Below are 19,777 nucleotides of genomic sequence, written 5' to 3'. Positions count from 1 at the left end.
GTCGGGTGGCTCCCCCTTGGCACGGTGTTAGCGCTCACATACCCTCCGTTGGTGACGTTCCCATCTGTGGAGCTTCCCCCGCTCGCCGGCACTGTCGCCGGCCGGATCGAAGGATGTCGATGACGCTTCCTCGCGCGGCAACTGCCGCACTCACCACCCTCGCGGTCACCGCGGGCGCGCTCGTCGGGATGGTCCCGGCGGCGTCGGCCGCGGCACCCACCGCCGACCTGATCGCCCACTACGAGCTGGATGCGACCACGGGCGCCACCGTGGTCGACTCCTCGGGCAACTCCCACGACGGCACCGTCGTGGGCACGCCCACCTGGACCACCGGCGGCCTGCAGCTCTCGGGCGCCGCGTCCAACGCCAACTACGTCAAGCTGCCGGACGGCCTGCTGGCCGGCAAGGCGTCGGCGACCGTCTCCATGCAGGTCAAGGCGGACGCCGCGGCCAACACGGCGGACAACTTCCTGTGGAACTTCGGTGGCTACTCCGCCTCGAGCGGCACGGGCACCGGCAGCTGGTTCATCGCGCCCCGCAACGCGCTGCGCACGGTCGTGACGCCCAGCCACTGGTCCGGTGAGCAGAGCGCCACGTGGAGCGGCAAGGTCCTGACGCCCGGCACGTGGCAGAACGTCACGGCCACGATCGAGCCGAACGGCACGTCCTCGACGCTCAAGCTGTACGTCGACGGCGCGCTCGTGGCGACCAACACCAACGTCACCACCAACCCGGCCACGCTGACCGACCACACGCGCAACCGTCTGGGCGGCTCGGCGTACGACGGCGACCGGGGCTTCCCCGGCACCATCGGCGAGACGCGCATCTACGGCGCGGCGCTCACCGCGGCTCAGGTGGCCGACGTCGTCGCGGACGACGCGGCCGACACCGCGGCGGACATCCTCGCGGGCATCGACCTGGGCGACACCTCCGCGGTGACCAAGGACCTGGCGCTGCCGACGAGGCAGATCGCCTGGTCGACGAGCGACGCTGCCGTGGTCACCGCGGGTGGCGTGGTCTCGCGCCCCGCGGAGGGTCAGCCCGATGCGACCGCGACCCTGACGGCGACCGCGACCGTCGCGGGCCAGGCCGTCACCAAGCCGTTCACCGTGACGGTCAAGGCACTCGCGTCCGGTGAGGACGCGATGCCCGCCACGGCGGACCTGCGCTCGTACTTCCCGCTCAACGCGTCCTACCCCGGCACCCCCGCCGCGGGTACGACGACGTTCGCGGGCGCGATGACGGCGCCCGTCTGGACGCCCACGCACCTCGAGCTGAGCAGTGACGCCTACCTCGCGAACAACGCGGCGGCGGGGCTGGACCTGACGGGCTCGTCGACCACGTCGATCGACGTGCTGATCCCCTCGGCCACGGTCGGCAACGCGAACAGCACGGTGTTCACGGTCGGCGGCAACGCGACCACCACCAACCTGTCGTTCCACCCGTTCTACTCGGCCGGCAAGGGTGCTGCGGTGATCCGGATCGGCGGCACGGTCGTCGCGACCGCGCAGCTGGACGCCGCGCTCCCGCGTGACGTGTGGATGAACCTCACGGTGGTGCTGGACGACGCGGCCGACACGCTGACCGTGTATCGCGACGGCATGCAGGTCGCCCAGGCGACCGGCGTCACCACGACGGCCTCGGCGATCGGCAGCTCGGTGCTGCGGCTCAACCGTGAGGGCTGGACGTACACCAACCTCGCAGCCAAGTTCCGCAGCCTGCGCGTGTACTCCGTCGCGGCGACGCCCGCCAACGCCCGCGCGCTCGCCGGACAGGGCGCCCGCTTCGCGTTCGACCAGGTGCTCGCGTCCGTGGACCTGCCGGAGACCGTGGTGTCCGACGTCTCGCTGCCCGGCGCGGGCGCGGTCACCTGGACCTCGTCCAACCCGGCCGTGATCTCCACGGCCGGCGTGGTCACCCGGCCCGCACCCGGCCAGGACGACGCCACGGTCACGCTCACCGCCACCTCGACGCGCGCGGGTGTGGTGCTCACGCGCGACTTCGTCGTGACGGTCCCGGCGCTGCTGAGCGAGGCCGAGAAGGTGGCGGAAGACGCCGCTGCCCTCGAGGTCGCCGGCGCGGACGATCTGCGCAGCATCGTCACGCTCACCGAGCAGGGCGCCGAGCACGGGTCGGCCATCACGTGGGCCACGTCGGACGCCGCCGTGGTCGCGCTGGTCGACGAGGACGGCGCCGTCTACGCCGACCCGCAGCGCGCGCCGTACGGCCACGCGGCCGGCACGGCCGAGCTGACGGCGACGCTCACGCTCGGCTCGGCGTCGCAGGACGTCACGATCGACGTCACGGTGCCGGCGCTGCCGCGCAAGGTGGACGACGAGGGCTACGCGTTCGCGTACTTCACGGCGAACACGGTCAGCGGCGAGAACATCTACCTCGCGGCGTCGGACGGCAACAACGCGCTGGCCTGGAACGAGCTCAACGACGGCAAGTTCGTGCTGACGTCCGAGTTCGGCGAGAAGGGTCTGCGTGACCCGTTCATCCTGCGCTCGCACGAGGGTGACAAGTTCTTCCTCATCGCGACCGACCTGTCGATCGGCCGCAACGGCGACTGGGGCCGCGCGCAGCAGTGGGGCAGCCAGTACATCGAGATCTGGGAGTCCACGGACCTGGTGACCTGGTCGCAGCAGCGGCACGTCAAGGTCTCCCCGGACACCGCGGGCATGACCTGGGCGCCCGAGGCGTACTGGGACGACGAGCTCGGCGAGTACGTCGTGTTCTGGGCCTCGCGCGTGTTCACCGACGCGACGCACTCCACGTGCATCACCACCGAGAGCGGCGCCGGCTGCTACGCGCGCATGATGTACGCCACGACGAAGGACTTCGTGACGTTCTCGGCCCCGAAGATCTGGCAGGACACGGGCGCCGCGCGCATCGACTCCACGGTGATCAAGGACGGCGACCACTTCTACCGGTACACCAAGGACGAGGGCGGCCAGTCGGGCTGCACCGACATCATCGCGGAGCGTTCGACGTCGCTGACCACGGTCACGACCAAGGCGAGCGCGCAGGCGAACACCGGCTGGACCAACGTCGCCAACTGCCTCGCGCGGACCGCGGGCTTCAACGGTGCGGTCGAGGGCCCCACGGTCTTCGCGGCCAACCCGGGTGACACCAGCGCGTACGACTACTACCTGTACCTCGACAACTACGGCGGCTCGGGGTACTTCCCGCTCGGCACCAACGACCTGGCGTCGGGCGCGTGGTCGATCGCGCAGGGCCAGCTCCCGGCGTCGCGGCACGGCACGGTCATGCCGGTCACGCTCGACCAGTGGCAGGTGCTCACGGGCGCGGACGTCGAGGCGACGTCGTCGACGACGACGGTCGCGTACGACCCGCGCTCGCGGGTGGCGTCGGCCACGGTCGTGGCCGCCGACGGCTTCGAGGTCGGTGGCACCGTGACGTTCACGGCCGGCACCTGGTCGCAGACGGTGCAGCTGACCGCCGGCACCGAGGCGACCGCGTCCGCGACCGTCCCGGCCGGCGTCGCAGGCGCCCTCACGGTGGCCTTCGCGGGTACCGCGGAGATCGCGCCGAGCACGGGTGCGTTCACGATCGAGGTCCCGGTCCCCACGGGCCTGGTGCTCACGTCGGTGCCGCGCACGTCCTACCGCGTGGGTGACGCGATCGACCTGGCCGGCCTGGCCGGGACGGTCACGTACTCGGACGGCACGACGGTCGCGGTGGACGCCGCGGACGTCACGGTCACGGGCTTCTCGGCGACGACGCCGGGGACGCGGACCGTCACGGTGTCGTTCGCCGACGCGGGCCGCACGGTCACCGCGACGTACACGGTCACGGTCGCCAAGGCGGTCTCGTCCGTCACGCTGACGCGCTCCGTGTCCGCCGTCCCGCACGGCGGGAAGGTCACGTTCACGGCACGTGTCACTGGTGGCGCCACCGGTTCGGTCGCATTCTGGTCCTCGGGTCAGAAGCTCGGGACGGCCACGGTCGTCAAGGGCGTCGCGACCACGACGCTGCGCCTGACGGGTGTCGGCACCAAGCTCGTGACGGCGGTCTACTCGGGCACCTCCACGGTCGCCTCGAGCTCGTCGTCGCCCGTCAAGGTGACGGTCCGCAAGGCGAAGCCGACGTCGATCGCCGTCACCAGCACGACCTTCACGAAGGGCACGCGCCCGACGGTCGTCGTGAAGGTGGGCGTCCTCGACAACGGCAGCTACCCCGTGGGCAAGGTGAAGATCACCTTCGGCACCTCGGTGCGCACGGTGACGCTGCCGGCGTCGGCCAAGGGCGTCGTCCGGCTCACGCTGCCGACGTCCCGCACCACCGCCATCAAGGTCAAGGCGCAGTTCCTGCCGACCGACACGGCCGACGTCGCCTCGGTGACGTCGGCGTGGCGGACGCTCAGCCCGCGCTGACCTGCACACCCGCGCGCCGCAGCGCGCGCGGGAGCACCTGGAACGACGCCGAGCGCGGTCGCCTGCCGACCGCGCTCGGCGCCGTTGTCCGGCCGTCCGACGGGCGCGGACGGCCGCGTCGGGGCCGAAAAGCCGAAACCGATTGCGGCGACGGTGCGGCGGTGGTTGACTGCGGGGAGCCCGCAGGCTCCCCGCGCGTCGGCGCAGCCGGCGGCCACGACCCGCGACCACGGGCGGAACGTCCGGGGTCCGCGAGGCGGCCGTGGCCGTAACGTACGGGGAGGGAACGTGGCACCGGTTCCGGTGACATGAGCACGCGGCGCGTCGCGTCGCCGACCAGGGGAGTCATCGGTGCCGATCGACACGAGCGCACGGCCACCCGCGATGAGCGACGTGGCGCTGGCCGCGGGGGTCTCGCACCAGACGGTCTCGCGTGTGCTCAACGGGCATCCGAGCGTGCGCCCCGAGACGCGTGAGCGCGTGCAGGAGGCCATCGCACGCCTGGGCTACCGGCGCAACAGCGCTGCGCGCACGCTCGTGACGCGCCGTACGGACACCCTGGGCGTCGTGACCCCGGCCTCGGCGCTGTACGGCCCGACGAGCACGCTGGTCGCGTTCGAGGAGGCCGCGCGCGAGGCGGGCTGGTACGTCTCGGTCGCGACCATGCGCCGGTTCACCGCGGAGTCCATGCGGACCACGGTGGAGCACTTCCTGGACCAGGGCGTCGACGCCCTGGTGGTGATCGCCCCCACGCGCGAGGTCGGTGAGGCGGTGGCCGGGCTCGAGGTCACGGTCCCGGTGGTGCTGATCTCCTCGACGCTCGACATCCCGGCGAGCTCGGGCGTGCGCACGGTCGGCGTGGACCAGCGGCTCGGTGCGCGCCTGGCCACCCGGCACCTGCTGGCGCGCGGGCACTCGAGCGTGCTGCACGTGGCCGGCCCGCTCGACTGGTACGACGCGCAGGACCGGCTCGCGGGCTGGCGCGAGGAGTGCGCGGCCGCGGGCGTGCGCGTGCAGGAGCCCGTCACGGCCGGCTGGACCGCCGACTCGGGGTACGAGGTCGGCCGGTCGCTGGTGGCCACGGGCCTGCCCGAGGCGATCTTCGCCGCGAACGACCAGCTCGCGCTCGGTCTCGAGCACGCGTTCTGGGAGGCGGGCGTCCAGGTCGGGCAGGACGTCGCGCTCGTGGGCTTCGACGACGAGGTCGGCTCGGCGCACTACCTGCCCCCGCTGACCACCGTCCGGCAGGACTTCGTCCGCCTGGGCGGCCTGGCCGTGGACGTGGTGCGACAGGCGATCGCGGGTGGTGCGCAGCCCGGGGCGCCGCGTCTGGTGCCGCCGGAGATCGTCGTCCGGCGCAGCTCGGGCGTGTAGGCGCACACCCGTTCACCGAAAAGACCGAAAACCATTGCGGGTTGCTGCGACCCGCTCCTAGAGTGACGCCCACGCACTGTCTCACCGTCGAGAGGTGACCTTCGTGGGCACTCGTAGCACCGCGCCACAGCCCCGGCGCCGACGTCCTTTGATCATCGGACTGTCAACGGTTTCGGCCCTCGTGGCCACCAGCCTCGTCGTCCCCGGCACCGCGTTCGCGGCCCCGGGCGCCGAGGTCCCGCAGGACTCGCTCGGCTACCCGGCCTTCACCGGGTCGGCCACGCCCGTCCCCGCGACGGGTGTCGACTACACCCCGGGCGGCTACCTGGCCCGCGTGTTCGCGGCCGACCAGGCCGCGGGTGCGGGGACGTCCCCCGGGGACGACTTCTGGTTCGACCGCATGCTGGCCCGCACGGGCCCCATGTTCGACGGCACCGAGAACGCGGTCGCGTTCACGCGGGGCCGCACCGCGTTCATGAAGACGCACAACCCCACCGGCCTGGGCTGGCGGGGCGACACCGCGTACGTCGACACCACCGGCAAGGGCGACGCGTTCGCGTTCACCGTCAAGGTCGACGGCACCGCGGTCACCATGTCGGAGCAGAGCGCGCAGCGGCGCCAGACGCCCAGCTACTTCCGGTCGGTCTTCACCGGGGGCGGCATCACGCTCACGCAGACCAAGTTCATCACCGACCAGAACGTGCTGGTGGCGAACGTGGCGGTGGCCAGCGCCGCCGCGCACACCGTGACGCTCACCGCCACGTCGCCGCACGCCACGCTCGTCGAGGGTGACGAGCTCGTCGGGACCGTGAGCGCGTACAACGACCTCACGACGCTGTTCCCGCGCCTGTCCGGCGACGGGTTCACGGCGGGCTCGGGCGCGACGCTGGTCCGCACGCTCGACGTGGCGGCCGGCGGCACGGCGACCACCAAGCTGCAGCTCGGTCTGATCGCCGACGAGGTCCCGGCCTCGCTCACGGAGTACGAGGCCTACCGCGACGCCACGCCCGCGCAGGCGTACACGACGCACGTCACGGCCTACAACCAGTGGTGGGTCGACAACGTGCCCTACCTGGACACGCCCGAGGACAACATCGACAAGACGCTCTTCTACCGCTGGTGGCTGATGCGCTACAACTTCCTCGACGCCGACATCCCGGGCAACGACTACCAGTTCCCCACGTCGATGGAGGGCGTGCTCGGGTACAACAACGCGATCGTGCTGACCGTCGGCATGTTCATCGACGACCTCAAGTACTTCCGCGACCCGGCCTACTCCTACGGCCCCGCGGTGTCGGTGGGCGAGACGTCCAAGGGCGGCAAGTTCGTCGACAACCCCGGTGACCCGGCCAACTGGTCCAACAGCTACACGCAGTACATCACCGAGGCCGCATGGCGCGCGTACGAGCTGCACGGCGGCCCGGGTGCGATCGGCGAGACGCTGGGTGACCACTCGCGCGACGACGTCGAGGGACTGCTGGCCGCGTACGACGGCAACGACAACGGCCTCATCGAGTACTCGTGGGGCGCGATGACGGGCAACGACGCGGACGCGGTGTCGTTCCACTGGCGGCCGAACGCGGCCAACATGGACCGCACCGAGAGCGCGTACCTCTACTCCAACGCCAAGGCTGCCGCGGAGTTCTACCGCGTCGCGGGTGACACCGAGGGCGCCGCGCACATGGACGCGCTCGCCCAGCAGGTCAAGGACGCGGTCCTGCAGTACCTGTGGGAGCCGGCCCGGACCACGCCGGACCAGGTGGGCCTGTTCGGCAACCTGCTCAAGCACCGCATGACCGCCGACGGCGCGCTGAACCCGTGGAAGGAGATCAACAACTACTACCCGTTCAGCGTGGGCCTCATGCCCAAGCCGGGCGACGCCGACTACGACCAGCCCTACGTCGAGGCGCTGCGCCTGTTCGCCGACGCCGACCAGTACCCGGTGTTCCCGTTCTTCACGGCGAACCAGGTGGACCAGGCCGCGTACGGCGGTCCGGGCTCGAACAACTTCTCGGTCATCAACTCGACGGTGTGGTTCCGCATGCTGTCCTCGGTGCTGCGGGACTACCCGCAGGACTACGTGACGCCCGAGATGTACAAGCAGCTCCTGTACTGGAACGCGTGGGCGCACTACCAGGGCGGTGACAACAACCTCCCGAACCAGAACGAGTTCTGGTCCAACGGCTCGGCCGCGGACGGCGGCGAGATCGGGTACCGCTCCTGGATCCACCACACGATCCTGGGCGCCACCAACTTCACGGTGATCGAGGACGCGATGGGCGTGCGCTCACGCTCCGACGCGAAGATCGAGCTCGACCCGATCGACCTCGACTGGTCGCACTTCACGGCCGACAACATCCGGTACCACGACCGCGACCTCGCGGTGGTGTGGGACGCCGACGGCACGCACTACGGCGACGACGTCCCCGCGGGCTACTCGCTCTACCTGGACGGCGAGCTCGCGTTCACGGTCTCCGACCTGGCGCACGTGCTGTACGACCCGGCGACGGGTGACGTCGAGGTGCTCGAGGGCACCGCCACGGTGGTGACCGAGCGCACCAGCGACCTGTCGACCTCGTCGGCCGTGCGGTTCGCCGACGACGCCCGCGTGGTCGACGTGTTCGCGAAGGCGGGCACGGACATCAGCTCCGCGACGACGGCCGCGCCGAACCTGGCCGAGGGTGCCACCGTGACCGCGTCGTTCGCGGCCGCAGGGCGCGCCGCGGCGGGTGCGGTGGACGGCTCGACGGCCAACGAGCCCTTCTGGGGCACCGCGGGCTCGCCGAGCACCACGGACACGCTCGTCGTGGACCTGGGCCAGGAGCGCGCGGTCGACGAGGTGCGCCTGCACTTCTACAGGTCGTCGACCACCGCCACGGTGAGCGGCTACGCGCTGCCGCAGGTGTACGGCCTGGAGTACGACGACGGCGGCACCTGGGTGCCGGTCGCCGACCAGGCGCGCACGCCGTCCTACGTCACCGCCAACGGCAACGTCGTGCGCTTCCCCGAGGTCACCACCGGCAAGGTGCGGCTCACCGTCAAGCACGCGTCGGGTGCGCGCACGGGTCTCAAGGAGATCCAGGTCCGCTCGACGGGCGCCGAGGCCCCCGCGTCCACGAACGCCGCGCCGCAGGTCAAGGCGTACCTGGACACGACGTTCGCGCAGCCGTCGCAGGCCCGCGTCGTCGGCACGGTCTCGGACGACGGCCAGCCGTCGCTCGACCTGACCTCGGCCTGGTCGGTGGTCTCCGCGCCGCAGGACGGCGAGGCGATCTTCGCGAGCCCGTCGTCGGCCACCACGGTCGTGCAGTTCACGGCCGAGGGCACGTACGTGCTGCGGCTGACCGCCACGGACGGCGAGCTCACGACCACCAAGGACGTCACGGTGCACGCGACGCTCGGTGACACCGCGAAGGTCAACGTCGCGCTGGACGCCACCCCGACGGCCTCCCGGGTCACGGGCTGGAACAGCGTCGCCGCGATCAACGACGGCAATGCGCCCTACCCGGTCTCGGCCGAGACGGACGCATGGGGCACGTGGGGCCAGACCGCGGACGCGAACCAGGCGTTCTCGGCCACGCTCACATGGGACGAGCCGGTGCGCGTCGACGAGTCGCGCATCCTGTTCCACTCCAACGGCTCCCCGGACGGTGTGCTGCCGCCGTCGTCGTGGACGCTCGAGTACCTGGACGGCGCCACGTGGCGCGCGGTCCCGGGCGCGAGCGCGTACGGCACCACGGCGGGCGCGTTCAACTCGGTCACGCACGACCCGGTGACCACGACGGCGCTGCGCGCGACGCTGGTCCGCAACGGCTCGTCCTACCCCGGCATCATCGAGTGGCAGGCGCTCGCCGAGTCGCCCGCCGACGTCGAGGACGTCGCGGTGCGCACCACACCCGGCACGGCACCGGACCTCCCGGCGCAGGTCGAGCTGGTGTACGCCAACGGCTCACGTGCGCAGGCCCCGGTCTCGTGGCAGACGGTGGACCCCGCGCAGTACGCGGCCGAGGGCTCGTTCACGGTGCTGGGCTTCGTGGACGGCACGTCCGAGCTCGCACGCGCCACGGTGTGGGTGCGCGAGGTCACGGCGGTGCAGATCAACACGTTCGACCCGGTCGCGGTCGCCACGTACCGGGGCACGGCCCCGGTGCTGCCGGCGCGCGTGGTCGCGGTCTTCAACGACGGCGGCCAGGCGTCGCTCCCGGTCACGTGGGACGCGGTCGACCCCGCGGACTGGGCGGGCGTGGGCACGTTCGAGGTCGAGGGCACCGTCGCGGGCACCGACAAGCGGCCCGTGGCCACGGTGACGGTCCTCGCGACCGCCGACCAGGCGCCCGTCGTCACGTTCTCCACCAGCCCGGCCGCCCCGGCGTCCGGCTGGTTCGACGGACCCGTCCAGGTCACGGTCACCGCGACCGACGACGAGGACGACGCACCGGCGATCGAGCTGCAGACCGCGGGGGAGTGGGCCGCGTACACGGGCCCGGTCACGGTCTCCGCCGAGGGCAGCACGACGCTGCGCGCACGCGCCACGGACGACGACGGGCTGGTCTCGGCCGTGCAGTCGCTCGTGGTGAACGTCGACACCGTGGCCCCCGTGGTCGCGGCGGCGTTCGACGCGCAGGCCCGACGCCTCACGCTCACCGCGACCGAGGGCGGCTCCGGCCTCGCCTCGATCGAGTACCGCGTGGGTGACGGTGCGTGGCGCACGTACTCCGGTGCGGTCACGCTCACGTCCGGCGGCACGGTCACGTACCGCGCCACCGACCGTGCGGGCAACGTCGCCGACGAGGCGAGCACGCAGGTGCCGGACCGCGAGCCCGGCCAGTCGGTCAACGTCGCGCCCAACGCGACCCCGTCCGTCAGCGCCTCGACGTCCTGGAACCGGGCGACCGGTCTGAACGACGGTGCGGACACCGTGCCGGTGGCCTCGCAGAGCACCGCGTGGGGCACGTACGGCCTGACGGGCGAGACCCAGTGGGCGCAGCTCACGTGGGCGGACCCGGTCACGGTCGACACGTCGCGCGTGCTGTTCTTCGACGACGGCGGCGGCATGGACGTCCCGGCGTCGTGGACGCTGCAGTACCGCGACGGCGAGCAGTGGGTCGACGTGCCGCACCCGTCGGGCTTCACCACGACGACCGGTGCGTACGACGTGGTCACGCACGACCCCGTCACGACGACCGCGCTGCGGGCGACGCTCACGAAGCCGGCCTCGGCGTACGTCGGGATCGTCGAGTGGCAGGTGCTGGACGTCCCGGCCTCGGCCGTCGAGCTGGGGGTGCCCACGGGTGCCGTCCTGGCCGGCACCGGGTTCCCGGTGACGCTCACGGGCGCCACTCCCGACACCGACTACACCGTGACGCTCGAGCCGGGGGCCACGGCGCTCGGCACGCTCACCACGGATGCGGCGGGCAACGGCGTGCTGCACACCGCGGCGCTCCCGCTGCGGCTCGAGGCCGGTGACTACACCGTCCGCGTCGCGGCCGGCAGCGAGGCCCACGAGGCCCCGCTGGTGGTCGAGGCGGCCGACGTCCCGCCCCCGCCCGCGCGGGTCGAGGCGGGCACGGTCACGGTCACGGGCACGGCGAAGGTGGGCTCGACGCTGACCGCGACGCCTGAGGGCTGGGGGCCCGACGGCATCGAGTACGCCTACCAGTGGTTCGTCGACGGCTCGATCGTCTCGGGCGCGACGTCGGCGAAGCTCCCGCTCACGGCGGAGCACGCGGGGGCCCGGGTCGTGGCCCGGGTGACCGGGTTCGGCGACGGCCTGGTGGCCGCGTCGGCACAGTCCGCAGCCGTCGGCCCGGTGGCAGCCGGGTCGCTCACCACGGGCACCGTCGCTCTCAGCGGCACGGCCAAGGTCGGCGCCACGCTCACCGCACGGCCCTCGGGCTGGCCGGCGGGCGCGACGCTCGAGTACCGCTGGACGGTGAACGGCACGGCGGTCGCGGGTGCGACGACGAAGTCGTTCAGCCCGCGTCCCGCGGACGTCGGCAAGCAGGTCGTGGTGCAGGTCCGGGCGGGCAAGCCCGGGTACGTCACCACGGCGTGGGTCGCGTCGGCCAGGTCCGCCAAGGTCGTCGTCGGGACGTTCACCGCGCCCCGGCCGACCATCAGCGGCACCGCCAAGGCCGGCGCGACGCTCAAGGTGAAGGTCGGCTCGTGGACGCCGGCGCCGACCAGGCTCGTCTACCGCTGGTCGGTCGACGGCAAGGTCGTCGCCGGGGCGACGAAGCCGACGTTCACCGTCCGCAGCGCCGACAAGGGCAAGAAGATCACCGTCACGGTGACGGGTTCGCGCACCGGCTACACCACCACGAGCCGCACGTCGGCCGCGGTGAAGATCGCGCGCTGACCCTCGCGGGCGGCCGCCGGAGTCCCCGGCGGCCGCCCGCTCCTCGTCGTCCCCGCCCTCCGGGCACCCCGCTCATCCGATGGACAAGGTGGTTCCTCGCATGGCTCTGCACACCTGGCGTGCCCGCACGCACCGCGTGCTCGCGGCCGCCGTCACCGCACTCGCGCTCGCCGCGACGGGTGCGCTGACCGCGTCGCCCGCGCTCGCGGCCGATCCCCCCGCCCCGACCCGCACCGTCACGTCGCCCGGCAACCCGATCGTCGCGGACGGCACGCTCTACACGGCCGACGCGGCGCCGCTCGTCGGCGCCGACGGCCGCCTGTACGTCTACACGGGGCACGACGAGGCCGCCGAGCAGCAGGCCGGCTTCGTCATGCACGACTACGAGATCCTCGCGACCGACGACGTCGAGTCGGGTCAGTGGGACGTGTACGAGCACGCGATGGACCCGGGCGAGGTGTTCGACTGGGCCACGGGCAACGCCGCGTACGCGGGCCAGGCGACCATCGGCGCCGACGGTCGCTACTACTGGTACGTGCCGGTCGAGACGATCGACACGTCGATGGCGAACCGCATGGCGATCGGCGTGGCCGTCGCCGACTCACCCGTGGGCCCGTGGCAGGACGCGATCGGCTCGCCGTTGGTGACGTGGGCGGACGTGTTCGGGACGAGCACGAACGGCCAGGAGGTCATCGACCCGCACGTCTTCACGGACGTCGACGGGCAGGTCTACCTGTACTGGGGCTCGTGGAGCGTGGCGCGCGTCGTCAAGCTCAAGCCCAGCATGACCGAGAAGGACGGGGCGATCTCGACGATCTCCGGGCTGACCTCGTTCTACGAGGCGCCGTGGGTGTTCGAGCGGGACGGCGTCTACTACATGCTCTACGACTGGAAGCAGGGCGGCTCGTCCTGCACGCCGTCGAACTACCAGGCGTGCATCGGCTACGCGACCGCCCCCGGCCCCATGGGTCCGTGGACGTACCGCGGCATCATCCTGTCCGGCACGTCCGCGACCACGGTGCACCCGTCGATGGTCGAGCACGACGGCACCTGGTACATCACGTACCACACCAAGGACGCGACGGGCGGCGGCCACTTCCGCCGGTCGGTGGCGATCGACGAGGTGCAGTGGGACGGCACGACGATCCTGCCCGTGACGCCCACGCGCACCGACGACCCCGCGTTCCGGCTGACCGACAACGTCGCGCTCGGTGCGCAGGTCACGGCCTCGTTCACCGAGCAGCCGCCCATGCGCACCACGGCCGTCAACGACGGCTTCCGCGCCACCACCGCGCTCCTGCCCCCGGACCAGTGGGGCAACTACCGCGGCACCACGAGCTCGAACGAGACGGACTGGCTGTCCTACCAGTGGCCGGCGCCCGTGCGCACGGGCTCGGTGGGCATCCAGTTCCACCAGGACTCCAACTGGATCCGGCCGCCCGCCTCCTGGCGCGTCGAGTACCTCGACGCGGACGGCGACTGGCAGCCCGTGCAGGGAGCCACGTACCCGACCACGGTCAACACCTGGCTCACGGTCTCGTTCACCCCGGTCACGACGACCGCGCTGCGGGCCACGTTCGCGGGCCGCGCGAGCGGCGCGTACGTCAACTCCGTCTCCGTGTCCGAGTGGGAGGTCTACGCGGTGGCCCCCACGGCCGTCGCACCCCTGTCCGTCACGACGAAGCCGGGTGTCGCACCCGTGCTGCCCCGCGCCGCGCGGATCACGGTCGACGGCCAGCAGCTGTGGGCGCCCGTGACGTGGCGACCGGTCGACCCGGCCGACTACGCGGCCGAGGGCACGTTCTCGGTCGAGGGCCGCGCGCTCGGCTACGCGGCCGACCACGTGAGCGTCGAGGTCGTCGTCGACGAGGACGCGACCACCACGCCGCCGGCCGACTCCGAGGCGCCGGACGTGAGCATCTCGGTGTCCGGCACGTCCGGGCAGGACGGCTGGTACTCGTCCGACGTCGTGGCGCGCGTGCGCGCGCAGGACGCGGTCGACTACCTGACCACGGTCTCCGCGAAGGTCGGGGACGGGCCCTGGACCGACACGCCCGGCGTGCGGTACACGGACGCGACGATCACCGCGTCGGGCACGACGACCGTGCTCGGCAAGGCGCGCGACGCGGCGGGCAACGCCTCGGCCGAGGTGTCCCGCACGGTCAAGATCGACAAGGTCGCCCCGACGGCGACCGCGACGCTCGACGCCGAGGCCCGCACGGTGACGCTCACGGCCTCCGACGCGCTGTCCGGCGTCGCGGCCATCGAGTACCGGTTCGACGGCACCGGCGCGTGGCAGACGGCCACGGCCGGCACGCCCATCGCGGCGCCGTCGGCGCTGCCGCACCAGCTGGTGCACCGGGTGCGCGACATGGCGGGCAACGTGACGACCGGCAGCACCACGATCCCGCTGTCGCCCGATGCCGAGCTCGAGGGCAACGTCGCCACGTACGCGACCGCGACGGCGTCGTTCACGTCCAGCTGGGAGAACGTCAACGGGCTCAAGGACGGCACCAACGGGCTGTTCGAGGACGCCGCGGCGAAGTACGGCTCGTCGTGGGGCACGTGGCCGCAGGTCGGCGAGCAGATCCCGCGCCTGACGTGGTCGTTCGACGTCGACGTCGACTCCGTGGGCGTGTGGTGGTACCGCGACGGCCCGGACACCGCAGGCGGCGGCATGATCCCGCCGGCCTCCTGGGTGCTGCAGTACCTGGACGCGGACGGCACCACGTGGCGCGAGGTCACGCTCGACGAGGGCGCGACGTACGGCCGCACCGGGACGGGCTTCGACGGCGTGGACTTCGCACCGGTGACCACGCGGTCGCTGCGGATCCTCGCGCAGTCCTGGGGCGCCGCCTCGGGCGAGGGCTCGGTGGGCATCCGCGAGTGGCAGGTCGTCGCGGCGCAGGACGAGCCGCAGGGCGTGACCCCGGCGGCGCCGACGTTCACCGAGGCGCAGGAGTGCGTCGCGGGTGTGCCGGAGGCCGCGACGGTCGTCGTGCCGTCGGTCGAGGGCGTGCTGTACCGCGTGGACGGCGAGCTCGTCACGGGGTCGCTCGAGGTCCCGGCCGACGCAACGGTGACGGTCACCGCCGAGGCGGCCGAGGGCTACCAGCTGGCCGACGGTGCGACCGCGCTGTGGACGCACCAGTTCACCGCGCCGGACTGCCCGGTCGAGGACGTCGAGGTCGCTCCGGTGGCCCCGACCGCGACCGCGTCGGTCTGCGTGGACGGCGCGGCGGCCGACGGCTCGATCACGATCCCCGTGGTCGAGGGCGTGCGGTACACCGTGGACGGCGAGCAGGTCGACGGCGTGCTCACCGCCGCACCCGGCAGCACGGTCTCCGTGGTCGCACGGCCGCTGCCCGGCTTCGTCCTGGCGGGTGAGGCGCAGGTGGTCACGTACGCGTTCGGCTTCCCCGCCCCCGACTGCACGCCCGCACCCGAGCAGGTGGTGCCCGGCACCGTCACGGTGACCGGCACCGCCGCGGTCGGCTCGGCCCTGACCGTCGGCACGTCCGGCTGGGGTCCCGCCGGGGTGCGCCTGGCCTACCAGTGGCAGGCCGACGGCGCGGCCGTCCCGGGTGCCACCGGCAGGTCGTTCACGCCGACGCCCGCGCAGCTGGGCGCCGTCATCACGGTGCGCGTCACCGGCTTCGGTGACGGCCTGGTGGGTGCCTCGGCACTGTCCGCCGCGGTCGGGCCCGTCGTGAAGGGCACGTTCGTCGCGCCCGCGCCGCGGATCAGCGGGACGCCCAAGGTCGGCGCGAAGGTGAAGGCGACGCTCGGCAGCTGGACGCCCGCGCCCAGCACGCTCACCTACCGGTGGTCGGCGAACGGTGCCACGGTCGCGGGGGCCACGGCCCCCTCGCTCACGCTCACGCCGAACCTGGCCGGCAAGCGGCTCACCGTCACCGTGACCGGCGCGCGTACCGGCTGGACCACGGCATCGGTGACGTCCGCTCCGGTCACCGTGGCCAAGGGGACGTTCACCGCCCCGAAGCCGCGCATCACGGGCACGGCCAAGGCGGGCGCCACGCTCCGCGCCGCGCTCGGCACGTGGACCCCGGCACCGACGAAGGTCACCTACCAGTGGTTCGTCGGCGGCACGCGCGTGAGCGGTGCGACCGGCAGCACGCTGCGGCTGACGCCCGCGATGGCGGGTCGCACCGTGACCCTCGCCGTCACCGCGGTCCGTGCGGGCTACGCGAGCACCACGGTGTCCTCCGCCGCCGTGCGCGTGGCGCGCTGACGGACAGGCCACGGACGGCCGCCGCGAGGAGGTGAGGGTCCTTGCGGCGGCCTGGGCGGGCGGTGCCACGCACCGCCCGCCCGCTGCACGTCCTCGTCCGGCTAGACGAGCCCGGCCACGTCCTCCGGCCACACGTCGACGTCGCCGAGCCCGAGCTCGCGGGCCTTGTCGTTGAGGAACGCGGCGCTGACGTCGCGGCCGTAGAGCCGGTACCGCTCCTTGGCCTGCCGGGCGATCTCCGGATCCCGCAGCATGTCCTGAACCGACGTCGCTCCGGCCAGCCGCTCGCGGCGCTCCGCGGCGCGCTGCTCCGCCTCGAGCCGCACCTCCTGCGCCGCGGCCGCCTGCGCTGCGATCTCGGCGTCCGTCGCGATCGTGACGGGCGTCCCGACGGCGTTGAGCATGAACATCTGCATGCCCTTGCCCGAGATCTGGTCGAGGTCGAACCGGGTGCCGAGCAAGCAGTTCGCGCCGAGCGCGGCGGCCTTCTGCTCGAGCTCGCGCACCGCACCCGCGTGCATCTCGGCGAGGTAGGTCTGGTACGTCGCCGAACGCCCGCCGAACACGTCCGAGAGCCCGGCGAACAGGTCGCTGAGCACGTTGGTGCCGGCGACCACGTTCGCGACCACGGGCGGGAAGTAGCGGGTGACGCGGTAGCCCTCGACGGAGTCCGTCGTCGTGATGATCATGCGCGCGAGACTAGGGCACGCCGGTCGCCCGGCAGGAGCGGATCGGCGCGGGTCAGGACGCGGTGCTGCTGCGCAGGGCCAGGCGGCAGGGGATGGTCTCGACGCCGTGCGCGGGATGCCCCTCGATCGCCTCGAACAGCCGCGCGGCCGCGCGGCGGCCGAGCTCCTCGAGGTTCATGTCGATGCTCGTCAGCGGCGGTCGGGCGTTGCTCGCCAGGATCTCCCAGTTGTCGTGGCCCATCACGGCGACGTCGCCGGGCACGTCACGTCCCGCCTCGCGCAGCGCGTCCAGGCAGCCGCGCGCGATCTGGTCGCTGCCGCACAGGATCGCGTCGATGTCCGGGTGCTTGGCCAGCAGGCCGCGCGTCGCGCCGCGGCCCCACTCCTCGGTCCAGGCGCCGAACAGGGCCTGCCCGCCGACCAGCAGCAGCCCGGCCTCGTCGAGCGCGTCGAGCGCACCCGCGACGCGGTCGTTCGCGGCGCCGTAGCTCGAGTCGCCGGAGATGATCGCGATGCGCGACCGACCGCATGCCACCAGGTGCTCGACGGCGAGCCGGCCGCCGCCCACGTTGTCGCTGACCAGCGAGCAGTCCTGCGGGTTCTCGGACGGCGCGTACGCGTACACCACGGGCACGGGCAGGTTGCCCAGGGACGGGCGCGGGTCGGGGCGTGCGCCCACGATGATGAGGCCGTCGACCCGCCGGCCCAGCAGCGCCTGGATGTGGTGCTGCTCGCGGATCGCGTCGCCCCGCGCGTCGCACAGCAGCACCGAGACCTTGCCGGACCCGAACGCGTCCTCGGCGCCCATGAGCGTGGGGATCGAGAACCGGCCCTCGAGGTCGTGCGTGACCAGGCCGACCGTGCCGGACCGGCCGGTCAGCAGGCTGCGCGCGAGCCCGTTGGGGGAGAAGGACAGCTGCTCGGCGGCCGCCATGACCTTGGCGCGCGTCTCCGCACGCACCTGTGCGCGTCCGTTCAGGGCCTTGGAGGCCGTCGCGATCGACACCCCGGCCAGGCGCGCCACGTCCGACAGCGTCGTCGTGCGGCGGCCCTGAAAGCCTTCATCGGCAGGTTTCGCGCTGCGGTTCGGCCGGCCCCCGTCGGCATGCTCGTTCATGCCCCGATGGTAGCCACATCAGGGTGCTGAGCGGGGGACGCGGACGTCGTTGACGTGATGTGAGCGTTCCGCTACTGTCACGGAAAACCCTTTCGTTGGTTTCGATCGCGAGAGGGCAGCACCTCGTAGGGCCGGTACGTCGCAGCGGATGGCCGGACAGCAGCTTCAACGTCGAATTGCTGAGGAGAGGAACGATGACGAAGGTCCACCTTCGCGGGCGTACGCGCCTGGTGGCCGGTCTGGCCGTGGCGGGTATCGCGCTCGCGGGTCTGACGGCGTGCAGTGACGACGAGCAGACGCCGTCACCCGGCGAGTCGGCGAGCGGTGCGTCGAGCGCCGAGGGCGTCGACGACGGCACCGAGCTGACCATGTGGACGCGTGCCCCGCTCGAGGCCCAGGCGACCCGTCTGGTCGAGGCGTACAACGCGAGCCACGACAACCAGATCAAGCTCGAGATCGTCCCGAACGACGACATGGAGTCCAAGGTGGGCGGCGCGGCCGCCAACGGCGAGCTCCCGGACCTGCTCGCGGGCGACGTCGTCCGCGTCCCGTACTGGGTCGAGAACGGGCTGTTCACCGAGATCACGGACAACATCTCCGCGCTGCCCTACAAGGACGACATCTCCTCGGGCCACATCGACGCGGGCACGCTCGACGGCGCGCAGCACACGCTGCCGTTCGTCCAGGACATCTCCGTGATGGTCTGGAACAAGGACCTCTACAAGGAGGCGGGCCTCGACCCCGAGGCCGGTCCCACCACGCTCGCCGAGTTCCAGGAGCAGGCGCAGGCCGTGGCCGACCTCAAGAAGGACGGGGTCTCGGGCACGTACTACGGCGGCAACTGCGGTGGCTGCCTGGTGTTCACGTGGTTCCCCACCATCTGGGCCTCGGGTGACGAGGTCATCTCCGAGGACGGCTCGCAGTCGCTCCTGGCCAGCGAGTCCGCCAAGGCGCTCTACGAGACGTACGCGGGCCTCAACGAGTCCGGCGCGATCGGTGCGGGCTCCAAGGAGGAGAACGGCTCCACGTGGGTCGCCCCGTTCCAGAACGGCAACGTCGGCGTCATGCAGTACCCGAACACGGTCGTCAAGGCCGCGATCGACGCGGGCATCGACGTCGGCGTCGGCCCGATCCCGGGTGTCGACGGCGGCAGCTCGACGTTCCTCGGTGGCGACGGCATGGGCATCTCCAAGGACTCCGAGCACGTCGACCAGGCGTGGAACTTCCTCGCGTGGATGCTGTCCGACGACACGCAGCTCAACGTCGTGGCCAAGGCCGGCGACGTCGTCTCCCGCAACTCGCTGCTGGAGAACGAGTTCACCGCGGACGACCCGGTCGCCTCCGTGGCCGCGCAGGCGATCCCGAACGGCCGCACCCCGGTCGCGGCGTACTTCGCCGAGGCGTTCAACGCCGCGGGCAGCCCGTGGGTGACGCTCATCCGGAACGCGACCTTCGACCGCACCGACACGGTCGACGCGGACAACGACGCCATCACCGCGATCCTCTCGCAGTGACCGGGCCGCGGGCGGCGGTGGCGACCTCGTCGCCGCCGCCCGCGCCGGGCAGCGTCGGACACTCGCAGCAGCGGAG

The 19,777-nt window shown here is 72.4% G+C and carries 7 protein-coding genes; 5 read left to right on the top strand and 2 right to left on the bottom strand.

What is annotated here, in order from left to right; genetic code table 11:
• The first annotated feature begins 119 nt into the window (after nucleotides 1–119).
• The 4 genes from CELGI_RS16600 to CELGI_RS13040 all read left to right on the top strand — a co-directional run bounded on the left by CELGI_RS16600 (nucleotide 120) and on the right by CELGI_RS13040 (nucleotide 16,381).
• Entirely contained in the window at nucleotides 120–4,397 is a 4,278-nt protein-coding gene (locus tag CELGI_RS16600) for an immunoglobulin-like domain-containing protein (RefSeq protein ID WP_013884605.1), read from the top strand.
• 351 nt (nucleotides 4,398–4,748) lie between these two features.
• Nucleotides 4,749–5,771 carry a LacI family DNA-binding transcriptional regulator gene (locus tag CELGI_RS13050; protein WP_013884604.1) on the top strand — a complete coding sequence of 341 codons (1,023 nt, stop codon included), beginning with the start codon at nucleotides 4,749–4,751 and terminating at the stop codon, nucleotides 5,769–5,771.
• Between the two features lie 181 nt (nucleotides 5,772–5,952).
• A complete protein-coding gene (locus CELGI_RS13045; RefSeq protein WP_013884603.1) occupies nucleotides 5,953–12,129 on the top strand; it encodes an Ig-like domain-containing protein in 6,177 nt (2,058 codons plus the stop codon).
• A gap of 100 nt (nucleotides 12,130–12,229) precedes the next feature.
• Nucleotides 12,230–16,381, top strand: a complete 4,152-nt coding sequence (locus CELGI_RS13040) for a family 43 glycosylhydrolase (protein WP_013884602.1) — start codon at nucleotides 12,230–12,232, stop codon at nucleotides 16,379–16,381.
• 101 nt (nucleotides 16,382–16,482) lie between these two features.
• Here the strand turns inward: CELGI_RS13040 and CELGI_RS17480 are convergent, their stop codons facing one another.
• Together CELGI_RS17480 and CELGI_RS13030 are read right to left on the bottom strand one after the other, a co-directional pair.
• Nucleotides 16,483–17,070 (bottom strand): YbjQ family protein, encoded by a 588-nt coding sequence (locus CELGI_RS17480; RefSeq protein ID WP_013884601.1) that lies wholly within the window; start codon nucleotides 17,068–17,070, stop codon nucleotides 16,483–16,485.
• Between the two features lie 52 nt (nucleotides 17,071–17,122).
• The gene (locus CELGI_RS13030) at nucleotides 17,123–18,187 is read right to left on the bottom strand and encodes a LacI family DNA-binding transcriptional regulator (RefSeq protein ID WP_013884600.1); all 1,065 of its coding nucleotides are present in this window, start codon (nucleotides 18,185–18,187) and stop codon (nucleotides 17,123–17,125) included.
• A 194-nt stretch (nucleotides 18,188–18,381) separates the two neighbouring features.
• Here CELGI_RS13030 and CELGI_RS13025 point away from each other — a divergent pair, with 194 nt between their 5' ends.
• Complete coding sequence (locus CELGI_RS13025) at nucleotides 18,382–19,701, top strand: ABC transporter substrate-binding protein (protein WP_013884599.1); 1,320 nt, start codon at nucleotides 18,382–18,384, stop codon at nucleotides 19,699–19,701.
• The last annotated feature ends 76 nt before the right edge of the window (nucleotides 19,702–19,777 follow it).

It is taken from the genome of Cellulomonas gilvus ATCC 13127 (assembly GCF_000218545.1).
In the GTDB taxonomy this organism is placed as follows: Bacteria; Actinomycetota; Actinomycetes; order Actinomycetales; family Cellulomonadaceae; genus Cellulomonas; species Cellulomonas gilvus.
Note: the sequence above shows the minus strand (reverse complement) of the source record. Positions and strands in the feature narration are given on the sequence as shown.

Bases quoted from the DNA above. Each gene is read 5' to 3' on its own strand.
- CELGI_RS16600 (WP_013884605.1), top strand. From the start codon at position 120: ATGACGCTTCCTCGCGCGGCAACTGCCGCACTCACCACCCTCGCGGTC.
- CELGI_RS13040 (WP_013884602.1), top strand. From the start codon at position 12,230: ATGGCTCTGCACACCTGGCGTGCCCGCACGCACCGCGTGCTCGCGGCC.
- CELGI_RS17480 (WP_013884601.1), bottom strand. From the start codon at position 17,070: ATGATCATCACGACGACGGACTCCGTCGAGGGCTACCGCGTCACCCGC.
- CELGI_RS13030 (WP_013884600.1), bottom strand. From the start codon at position 18,187: ATGAACGAGCATGCCGACGGGGGCCGGCCGAACCGCAGCGCGAAACCT.
- CELGI_RS13025 (WP_013884599.1), top strand. From the start codon at position 18,382: ATGACGAAGGTCCACCTTCGCGGGCGTACGCGCCTGGTGGCCGGTCTG.